General features: G+C 65.0%; 10 protein-coding genes. 7 read left to right on the top strand and 3 right to left on the bottom strand.

The features are described 5' to 3' along the window. Nucleotides 1-7 precede the first annotated feature (7 nt). From otsB to EAO80_RS14665, 3 genes are read right to left on the bottom strand one after another with little or no spacing between them, the layout of a single operon-like run. The gene (gene otsB, locus EAO80_RS14655; protein ID WP_122090618.1) at nt 8-808 is read right to left on the bottom strand and encodes a trehalose-phosphatase; all 801 of its coding nucleotides are present in this window, start codon (nt 806-808) and stop codon (nt 8-10) included. Then, nucleotides 801-2,285, bottom strand: coding sequence for an alpha,alpha-trehalose-phosphate synthase (UDP-forming) (locus EAO80_RS14660; RefSeq protein WP_122090619.1), 1,485 nt, complete (start codon nt 2,283-2,285; stop codon nt 801-803). Before EAO80_RS14660 ends, otsB begins: the two co-directional genes overlap by 8 nt. Further along, nucleotides 2,282-2,698 carry a hypothetical protein gene (locus tag EAO80_RS14665; RefSeq protein ID WP_122090620.1) on the bottom strand — a complete coding sequence of 139 codons (417 nt, stop codon included), beginning with the start codon at nt 2,696-2,698 and terminating at the stop codon, nt 2,282-2,284. The genes EAO80_RS14660 and EAO80_RS14665 overlap by 4 nt, the downstream gene beginning before the upstream one ends. A gap of 210 nt (nt 2,699-2,908) precedes the next feature. On the opposite strand from EAO80_RS14665, the gene EAO80_RS14670 reads away from it, so the two are divergent. The 7 genes from EAO80_RS14670 to EAO80_RS14700 form a co-directional block, all read left to right on the top strand. After that, nucleotides 2,909-4,375, top strand: coding sequence for a sulfatase (locus tag EAO80_RS14670; protein WP_449404321.1), 1,467 nt, complete (start codon nt 2,909-2,911; stop codon nt 4,373-4,375). Next, on the top strand, nt 4,372-5,778 hold the full coding sequence (locus EAO80_RS14675; protein ID WP_122090621.1) for a sulfatase-like hydrolase/transferase: 1,407 nt from the start codon (nt 4,372-4,374) through the stop codon (nt 5,776-5,778). Before EAO80_RS14670 ends, EAO80_RS14675 begins: the two co-directional genes overlap by 4 nt. A gap of 37 nt (nt 5,779-5,815) precedes the next feature. After that, entirely contained in the window at nt 5,816-6,970 is a 1,155-nt protein-coding gene (locus tag EAO80_RS14680; protein WP_122090622.1) for a 5-(carboxyamino)imidazole ribonucleotide synthase, read from the top strand. Continuing rightward, complete coding sequence (purE, locus tag EAO80_RS14685) at nt 6,967-7,590, top strand: 5-(carboxyamino)imidazole ribonucleotide mutase (protein WP_122090623.1); 624 nt, start codon at nt 6,967-6,969, stop codon at nt 7,588-7,590. The genes EAO80_RS14680 and purE overlap by 4 nt, the downstream gene beginning before the upstream one ends. A gap of 88 nt (nt 7,591-7,678) precedes the next feature. Further along, on the top strand, nt 7,679-8,083 hold the full coding sequence (locus tag EAO80_RS14690; RefSeq protein ID WP_122090624.1) for an NADH-quinone oxidoreductase subunit A: 405 nt from the start codon (nt 7,679-7,681) through the stop codon (nt 8,081-8,083). A 41-nt stretch (nt 8,084-8,124) separates the two neighbouring features. Beyond that, the gene (locus EAO80_RS14695) at nt 8,125-8,781 is read left to right on the top strand and encodes an NADH-quinone oxidoreductase subunit B (protein ID WP_394343437.1); all 657 of its coding nucleotides are present in this window, start codon (nt 8,125-8,127) and stop codon (nt 8,779-8,781) included. Beyond that, a partial coding sequence (locus tag EAO80_RS14700; protein ID WP_211330722.1) for an NADH-quinone oxidoreductase subunit C occupies nt 8,778-9,414 on the top strand: 637 nt, incomplete at its 3' end. The genes EAO80_RS14695 and EAO80_RS14700, both read left to right, overlap by 4 nt.

The following is a 9,414-nucleotide window of genomic DNA, read 5'->3' on the forward strand; positions in this document are numbered from 1 at the left end:
ACTACCGTCAGTCCGTCGTGTACCACTCCGCGATCGAGGTCAGGCGCGAACTGACCTCCGCCTGGGCCGGGATCCGGTACGTCGCGTTCGACCGGTCCTCGCCGACGTAGACTGAGAGACCCTCAGCGACGCTTCTGAACGCCGACTCGTCGGTGGTGTCGTCGCCGACGTACACCGGAAGCCAGTTCGGGTAATCCTCGGCCAGCAGCGAGATCACCATCCCCTTGTTCCAGCGTACCTCCGGGCGGATCTCGACGATCTCCTTGCCGTCGGTTCGGCGGAGTCGCCCGTCGCCGGCTCCGGAGACGACCGACCGGACGATATCGCGAACGTCGCGTATCGCGTCGTCAGGGGCGTTGCGGTAGTGGACGGTTGCTGTGACGGTCTTGTTCTCGATATGCGTTCCCTCGATTCCCGACAAGCGCGACTCGAGGATCGTACAGATCCGCTCGATCCGCTCGCGGTGTTTCGCGGCGATCGGGTGGACGACCGACCGCTCCCCGCGACGGAGTTCGAGACCGTGATTGCCGGCGTACGTGAGACCCTCGAGGCCGACGCGCTCGCTGACGTCCGCCAGCGCCCGCCCGCTGATGACGGCGACCCGCGTGTTCTCCGCCTCCCGGATCCTCCGCAGTAGTGTTTTGTTCTCCGGCGTGATCTCCGCGTCGTCGGGCTCCGGTTCGATGGGCGCGAGCGTCCCGTCGAAGTCCGTACAGAAAAGTAACCCCTCCGCGGACTCGACGCGGCGTCGGATCTCCTCGCGCGCGACGCCGAAGGGTCGGGTCGAATCGGGGACTTGTTCAGGCATAGTCGGTCGAGCGATCGCGCTCGGTTTCGCAGGCAAGTAGCGTCTCGAGAACGTCGTCCATCCAGTCGAACAGGTCGTACGCGCGCACCTCCTGACGGAGGGCGCTCATCCGCGAGCGACGCTCGGGTTCGGGCAGCGAGATGGCGCGCTCGATCGCCTCGGCGAACGCTTGCGTGTCGTAGGGGTTGATCGTCACCGCGTCCTCGCCGAGTTCCTCGTATGCGCCCGCGAACTCCGAGAGCAACAGGACGCCGTCGTCATCGAGCTGGGAGGCGACGTACTCCTTTGCGACGAGGTTCATCCCGTCGCGAAGCGCGCTGACGAGCGCGAGGTCGCTGTAGCGATACAGCGCGTAGAGTTCCTCCTCCGGGAGCATCCTGTCGATACGGACGACCGGTTGCCACTCGTCGGTCCCGAAGCGGTCGTTGACCCGGTCGACTGCGGCGTCGACGCGCTGTTGGAGGTACTCGTAGCTCTCGATCTCGCTACGGCTCGCCGACCCGTTCTGGATGTACGTGAACTCGCCGCGCCGGTCGGGATGCTCCTCGAAGAAGCGCTCGATCGCGTCGAGGCGCTCGGGGATCCCCTTGGTGTAATCAAGCCGGTCAACCCCGACGGCCACCGTCTTGTCCGCGATCCCGTATCGCTCGGCGACTGCCGGCCAGACGTCCTCGGTGTCCGCGAGCCGCTCGGTTCGGTCCGTATCGATCCCCAGCGGGAACGCGCGCACCGTCGTCTCGAGCCCCTCGTATGCGACCGTCGCCGTCTCCCTATCGACGGTTGCGTCGGGGAGCAGCGCCGTGACGCAATCGAGGAAGTTCTCGACGTACTCCTCCGTGTGAAAGACGAGCAGGTCGTTTGCGAGCAGCCCGTCCACGAGCGAGTCGGCCTGCGGACAGACCCGAAGCGTCTCGAAGGCGGGCCAGGGGATGTGCCAGAACTGACCCACCAGCGCGTTCGGTACCTCCTGACGGACGAAGCGGGGCGCGAGCGCGAAGTGGTAGTCCTGAAACCAGATCAGACTCTCCTCGTTCGCCTGCTCGGCCGTCGTCTCCGCGAAGCGGCGGTTGACTGCGCGATAGCGCTCGAAGTCCCGGCCGTCACAGCGGGCGGGGAAGATCATCCCATGACAGAGTGGCCAGAGCGCCCGGTTGCTGTAGCCGTAGTAGTACCCTTCGAGGTCCGCCTCGCTCAGTTCGACCCGCGAGAGGGTGTAGGAGGGGTCGTCAGGGGGTACCTCGACGCGCCCGTCGTCAGCGGCCTCGAAGTCGGCGTCGCCGTCGCCCCACGCGATCCAGGTTCCCTCGGCGTGGCGCATCACCGGGTCGAGCCCGGCGGTCAACCCGCCGGCGGGTCGCGAGACGGTTATCTCACCGTCCTCGTAGTTGTGGGCGTAGGGCTGGCGGTTCGAGACGACGAGGAGGTCGCGCTCCGCGAGCGCCGAGGAGACGGGCCCGCTCAGCTCCCGGTCGCTCATGGACTGGGCAGGCGTGCGTCGAGACTGTTCGACCGGCTTCGTCCCCAATCGTCGCGGTGGTCGGATGTGAGATCGGCACCGAGCTGATCGAGAATGGCGCCGACGGAGACGCCCTCCTCGGACTCGCTGATCTCACTGATCCGTCGCATGTATCTGAGTAGGGTCTCCATTGCCGTATTTACTGTCGTTACACACCCCATCGGTATACCGCTTTCTGCCTCGCCCGCCCGCTGTTCGCACCGCATTCGCCAGACCGGCCCGGTAGACAGTCTGTGTATCGCCTCACCCTCCTCGACCAACTCGGCGACGAGGGTCAGCCGGGAGTCCTCCCGCGCGAACGCGATCCTGTCCTCGTCGGCGGACTCCCGGATCCACCCACACGGCAGATACGTGTCATCTATTGGGGGTTCCATGCCTGTTCTATAGTCGTCTACAATCGTTTCGCCACTCCCCCTTCTGCCTGCCATTCCGTGGCCTTTTTATACTCTCGTTCGAAATCCCTCAATTTCCCTACCGTTCGATATCGAGCGTTTCGCGCGCGGACGCACCCACTGACTACTCAATAGGGTGCGCTCGCAAGGGTCCTCTATTAGGTTCGGATCGTCCAATTTGAGGCTAGATTCATGGGGAACGAGACGATGGCACACCCGAACATCGCGGTCATTGTAATGGATACTGCGCGGGCGACGGAGACCGTTCCGGCGGATCCGGAACTGACGCCGACGCTCGCTTCGCTTGCCGCGGACGGGATCGCCTACGCGAACGCCGTTACGAGCGCGCCGTGGACGCTTCCGTCCCACGCGTCGCTCTTTACGGGCACCTACGCCTCGCACCACGGCGCGCATGGCGGGCACACCTACCTCGATGAGGAGTTCGTCACGCTCGCGGAGGCGCTCGCGGGCGAGGGCTACGAGACGGTCGGCGTCTCGAACAACACGTGGATCACCGAGGAGTTCGGCTTCACGCGTGGGTTCGAGCGCTTCGAGAAGACCTGGCAGCTCGTCCAGTCCGAGACGGACCTCGGCGAGGTAACACGAGAGAAACACGCCCGCGGCAAGGTCGACGCGTTCGTCTCGCGGGCGCTCTCGGGTAACCCGCTGGTCAACGGGCTGAACGCGGTCTACGACCAGTTCTTCCGGACCAGCGACGACGACGGGGCCGCCCGCACGACCGCGTGGCTCGACGAGTGGCTCACCGAGCGCGAGTCGGATCGCCCCTTCTTCTGTTTCGCGAACTACATCGAACCCCACATCCAGTACCGCCCGCCCCGCGAGTACGCGGACCCGTTCCTGCCCGAGGGGGGCTACGAGGAGGCGATGGCGATCAGACAGGAGCCCCGCGCCTACGACGTCGCCGAGTACGACATCACCGACGAGGAGTTCGCGCTCCTCGAAGGGCTTTACCGGGGCGAACTCGCGTATCTCGACGCGAAGATCGGCGAGTTCTGCGACGCCCTGAAGGCCGCCGGCGAATGGGAGGACACCGTCCTGATCGTCTGTGGCGATCACGGCGAGAACGTCGGCGACCACGGCTTTCTGGGCCACCAGTACAACGTCTACGACACCCTGCTTCACGTCCCGCTCGTGATCCACGGCGGGGCGTTCGAACCAACGACTGGGAAGGACGAACTGGTCCAACTCTTGGACCTGTTCCCGACGCTGCTCGATCTGGCGGACGCCGACGCGTCCAAGGCACGCCAGCAGGCACAGGGGCAGTCACTGCTCGGCGACGAGGAGCCGCGCGAATCGGTGGTCGCCGAGTACGTCTCACCCCAGCCCTCGATGGAACAGTTGGAGGAGCGGTTCGGGTCGGTTCCCGAGTCGCTCTACGAGTACGACCGCTCGCTGCGGGCGATCCGCACGGAGGAGTACAAGTACATCCGGGGGTCGGACGGGAGCGAGGAGCTCTACGATATCGAACAGGACTCCGAGGAGCGCTTCGACCTCGCGCCGACCGAACCCGACATCGTCGCGAGAATGGCAGAGCAGCTCGACGACTGGGTCAATTCCTTCGAACACGCGGACAGCGGTGAGGACGTCGAGATGACCGACGCCACTAAGGGTCGGCTCCGCGATTTGGGCTATCTATGAGCCGCCCGAACGTCCTGTTTTTCCTCACCGACCAGGAGCGATACGACCTGACTGCCCCCGACTCGCCGGTCGAGACGCCGAACATCGACCGACTTCACGAGGAAGGGATGGCCTTCGAGCGGGCTTACACACCGATCAGCATCTGTTCGGCCGCCCGCGCGTCGCTGTTGACGGGGCTGTACCCACACAACCACGGCATGCTGAACAACTGCCACGAGGCCGACGCGATCCAGCCCAACCTCCCGCCCGACCTGCCGACGTTCGGTGAACTCCTCGCGGAGGCGGGCTACACGAACCGCTACGTCGGGAAATGGCACGTCGGGCGCGATCAGGGTCCCGAGGAGTTCGGCTTCGAGTACCGCGGCGGGGCCGACCGCCACCACGATACCGCCATCGCCGGCGATTTCACGGACTACCGCGAGGAACTCGGCGTCGACGTGAGCGAGGAGGACCTCGACGACCGGATCTACACCGGCGGGGAACACCCGACGCTCGTCGCGGCGACGGACCCGGTCCCCGTCGAGGCCACGCGCGCGTACTACATCGCCCAACAGGCGATCGAGCGCCTGCACGACGGCCTCGAGGACCCCTTCTTCCTCCGGGTGGACCTCTACGGCCCGCACCATCCCTACGTCGTGCCCGAGCCGTACGCCTCGATGTACGACCCTGCGGAGATCGAGCGCCCCGCGAGCTACGCCGAGACGTTCGACGGCAAGCCGGCCGCCCACGAGCAGTACCTCCACTATCGGGGTGCCGACGCGCTCGACTGGGAGACCTGGTCGGAAGCGATCGCCAAGTATTGGGGGTTCATGACGCTGCTCGACGACCAGATCGGGCGCGTCCTCGACGCGGCCGAGGGGGTCGAGGACCTCTGTACGATCCACGCCTCGGACCACGGTGATTTCACCGGGAACCACCGGCAGTTCAACAAGGGTCCGCTGATGTACGAGGAGACCTACCACATCCCCCTGCAGGTACGCTGGCCCGGCGAGGTCGAGGCCGAATCGACCTGCGAGGCGTTCGTCTCGCTTCACGACCTGATGCCGACGTTCCTCGATCTGGCGGACGTGGAGATCCCCGACGTCGACGGCCGATCGATTCGCCCGCTACTCGCGGGCGAGCGCCCCGACGACTGGCGCGAGGCCCACTTCGCACAGTATCACGGCGACGAGTTCGGCCTCTACTCCCAGCGAATGCTGCGGAGCGACCGGTACAAATACGTCCACAACGGCCCCGATCGAAACGAGCTCTACGACATCGAGGCCGACCCACACGAGCTACAGAACTTGGTCGACCACCCCGAATACGGGGGAATCCGCATGGACCTCGAGTCCCGGCTGCTCGAACGAATGCGCGAAACGGACGACCCGCTCGCGCGCTGGACGGGGTCCGTGCTCGGTTAACGGTGGGCTTTTGACCCCGCTCGGAAAAGCGCCCCACATGACGATGCGAACCATTCCGGGACCCGTTCTTGGAGTCGTCGGCGGTGGCCAACTGGGGCGGATGCTCGCCGAGGCGGCGGCACCGCTCGGGATCGAGGTGATCGTCCTCGACCCGACGCACGACTGCCCGGCCGCGCCCGTCGCGCGCGATCAGGTCGTCGGCGGGTTCGACGATCCCGATGCCGTGCGGGAGCTCGCCGAGCGCGCGGACGTGCTGACCTTCGAGATCGAACTCGCGGATCCCGACCTGCTCGAAACAGTCTCCGAGGAAGCCGACATCGAGGTCCAGCCCTCGCCGGATACCCTGCGGACCATTCAGGACAAACTCGTCCAGAAGCGCGCGCTCCGGGAGGCCAGCGTGCCCGTACCGGAGTTCCGGGCGGTCGACTCTCCCGACGAACTCCGGGCGGCCCTCGACGACTTGGGGACGCCCGCGATGGTAAAGGCCCGCGAAGGGGGGTATGACGGCCGGGGCAACCTCCCGATTGAGGACCCTGCCGACGCCGGGAGCGTGTTGGCGGAGCTGGGCGGGGCGGCGATGGTCGAGGAGATGGTCGACTTCGAGCGCGAGCTGTCGGTGATCGGCGTCAAAGGAGACGACGAAATCGCGACATACGTCGCCGGGGAGAACGTCCACGAAAGGGAGATCCTCCGAGAGACGGTCGTCCCGTCGCGCGCAAGCGGGGCGGTCCGCGAGCGCGCACAGGACGTCGCCGACGAGGTCCTCGACTTGATGGACGGACGGGGCGTCTACGGGATCGAGTTGTTCGAGGACGACGGGGAGGTCCTCGTCAACGAGATCGCGCCCCGGCCGCACAACTCGGGTCACTGGACGATCGAGGGCGCGCGCAGTTCGCAGTTCGAACAGCACGCCCGTGCGGTCTGTGGCCTCCCACTGGGATCGACCGAGCTACGCGAACCAGTCGTGACGAAGAACGTCCTTGGCGACGATCGAGAGCCACGGGAGGTGACTCTTTCGGGGGTGGATCGGCTGCTCGCCGAACCCACGGCCCACCTTCACTGGTACGGAAAGGACGAGGTCCGCCCGCTGCGGAAGATGGGGCATTTCACCGTTCTCGGGGATGATCGCTCGGCCGAGGAGCTTCTGGAGTCGGCACGTACATACCGTCGGCACGTGGAGTTCGAACCATGACTGTGGAGGGAGTCCAAGAGTTGATCGAGAGCTTCGATGCCGAGGCCGAGCGCGACCGGCCAGGCGAGGAGGCCCCCGATGTGGGGATCGTCATGGGTAGCGACTCGGACCTCGATACCATGTATGGGGCTTACGAGGCGCTCACGGAACTGGGCTTCGAGGAGATCACGGACTACGACGACCCGCCGGAGGCCCGATTCACCTTCGAGACGTACGTCGTCTCGGCCCACCGAACCCCGGAGCTGATGAACGCCTACGCGAGGACGGCCGGCGACCGGGGATTGGACGTGATCATCGCGGGCGCGGGCGGGAAATCCGCAGACCTGCCGAACATGACCGCCTCGCTGGCCTATCCTGTTCCCACCATCGGCGTACCGGTTCAGGAGAAATCCGTCGACTCGGTGATCGGGATGCCGACGGGCGCGCCGCTGGTCGCGGTCGATGCCGGGAAATCGTTCAACGCGGCGCTGTCGGCGGTTCAGATCCTCGCGCGCGAGCACTCGGAACTCCGGGATCGGCTCGTCGAGTACCACGAGGGATTGCAGGGGGAAGTGGCGGCGGTCTCCCGGGAGCTCCACGAGTCGGGAACCCCCGAATTCCGCGAGCAAGCAAGACAATGACCCTTGCGGCTGACGGGGACGAAATAACGAGAATCAACCCTTATGTAGGTGGGTTCCCAACCTTCGGACGTTACGGAGAACACGGTCTATGAGTACATGGATAGCAGTCGGGGCATTGGCGCTCGTGGGGGTGTTGATCCCGCTCGGTATGATGGCGGTATCAGCGCTGTTGCGGCCGACGGTCCCCGAACAAGGAAAAAGTAGCATCTACGAGAGCGGCGAGGTCCCGACGGGAACGACGCGCATTCGCTTCAACATACAGTACTACATGGTCGCGCTGTTGTTTCTCGTCTTCGACATCGAGACGGTCTTCATCTTCCCCTGGACCCTCATTTACACGGATGCCGTGGCCCAGGTCGGATTGCTCCACGCGCTGGGGCCGATGTTGGTCTTCATCGCCGTCCTCGTTGCCGCGCTGATCTGGGCGTGGCGTACTGGTGCAGTACAGTGGATCAAGAGTCCGGAGGCGGCCAAACGGAGCCGATTACAATGAGCAATACACCACGGGAGGCGATATCCGAGAGCACCGACCCCATGTCGAAGACCCGCGAGGCCCGGATGGGCGAGGTGGACAGCCGCTTCAACTCGCGGCTTCGCGAGGCGTTCGGCTCCTCGCCGTTCATCCTCACGAAGTTCGATAAGTTCCTAAACTGGGCACGGGGCTCATCGATGTTCATGCTGCAGTTCGGGATCGCCTGCTGCAGTCTGGAGATGATGCACACCTACGCCGTGAAACACGACCTCGACCGGTTCGGTTCGGGCGTACCACGAGCCTCGCCCCGACAGGCCGATACGATCATCATCCCCGGGACGATCGTCTCGAAGTTCGCCCCGCGGATGAAGCGCGTCTACGACCAGATGGCAGAACCCAAGTTCGTCGTCAACATGGGCTCGTGCGCCATCTCCGGCGGGCCGTTTCAGGAGGGATACAACGTCGTCAAGGGTGCCGAGGAGGTCATCCCGGTCGACATTCACGTTCCGGGCTGTCCGCCCCGCCCCGAGGCGCTCCTATACGGCGTCGTCAAGCTCCAAGAGCGCATCGCCGAAGGGGAGTCCTCGCCGGTAACGGTCAAACCCTACGAGCTGGAGCAGTTCGGCGACTTAGAGCAGGACGAGCTCGTCGATAAGCTCACGAGCCAGATAGACACGGACGATCTGGTCATGCGGTACAACTGGGCTGATTCACCATGAGTTTAGAACGACCCGAACGACAACAGTACACTACCGAGGCGGGAGTCGACTACGATGCGATCGAGCGGTTGCTCGGCGAACACGTTCTCGGACGCGAGACCCACACGGACACCGAGGCGTTCGTCATCCGTCCTGACGAGGTTCAGGACGTGTTGTTCGCGCTGCGCGACGAGGCCGGATTCGACCATCTCTCCCTGCTGGTCCCACAGGAGTACGAGGACCGCTACGAGTCGATCTACTACCTCACGAAGTACGAGGATCGAACGCAGGAGGTCGGCGTCGTCGTGCCGACGGCGAAGGACAACCCCGTCAGCCAGACCGCCGAACCGGTCTACCGGACCGCAGACTGGCACGAGCGCGAGGCCTATGACCTGGTCGGCATCGAGTACGAGGGACATCCTGACCCGCGGCGGATCCTGCTTCCCGAGACTTGGCAGGGCCATCCCCTCGCGTTGGATTACGATCAGGACCGCCCGCAGATCGTCACGCTTGCGGAACACCAGAACCCGATTGCGGACGACACCTACGACGAGGACACGGACACGATGTTCCTCAACATCGGTCCCCACCACCCGGCGACCCACGGTGTGCTCCACCTCAAGACCGTGCTCGACGGCGAACAGGTCGTCGACG

Source organism: Halalkalicoccus subterraneus, assembly GCF_003697815.1.
GTDB classification, from domain to species: domain Archaea; phylum Halobacteriota; class Halobacteria; order Halobacteriales; family Halalkalicoccaceae; genus Halalkalicoccus; species Halalkalicoccus subterraneus.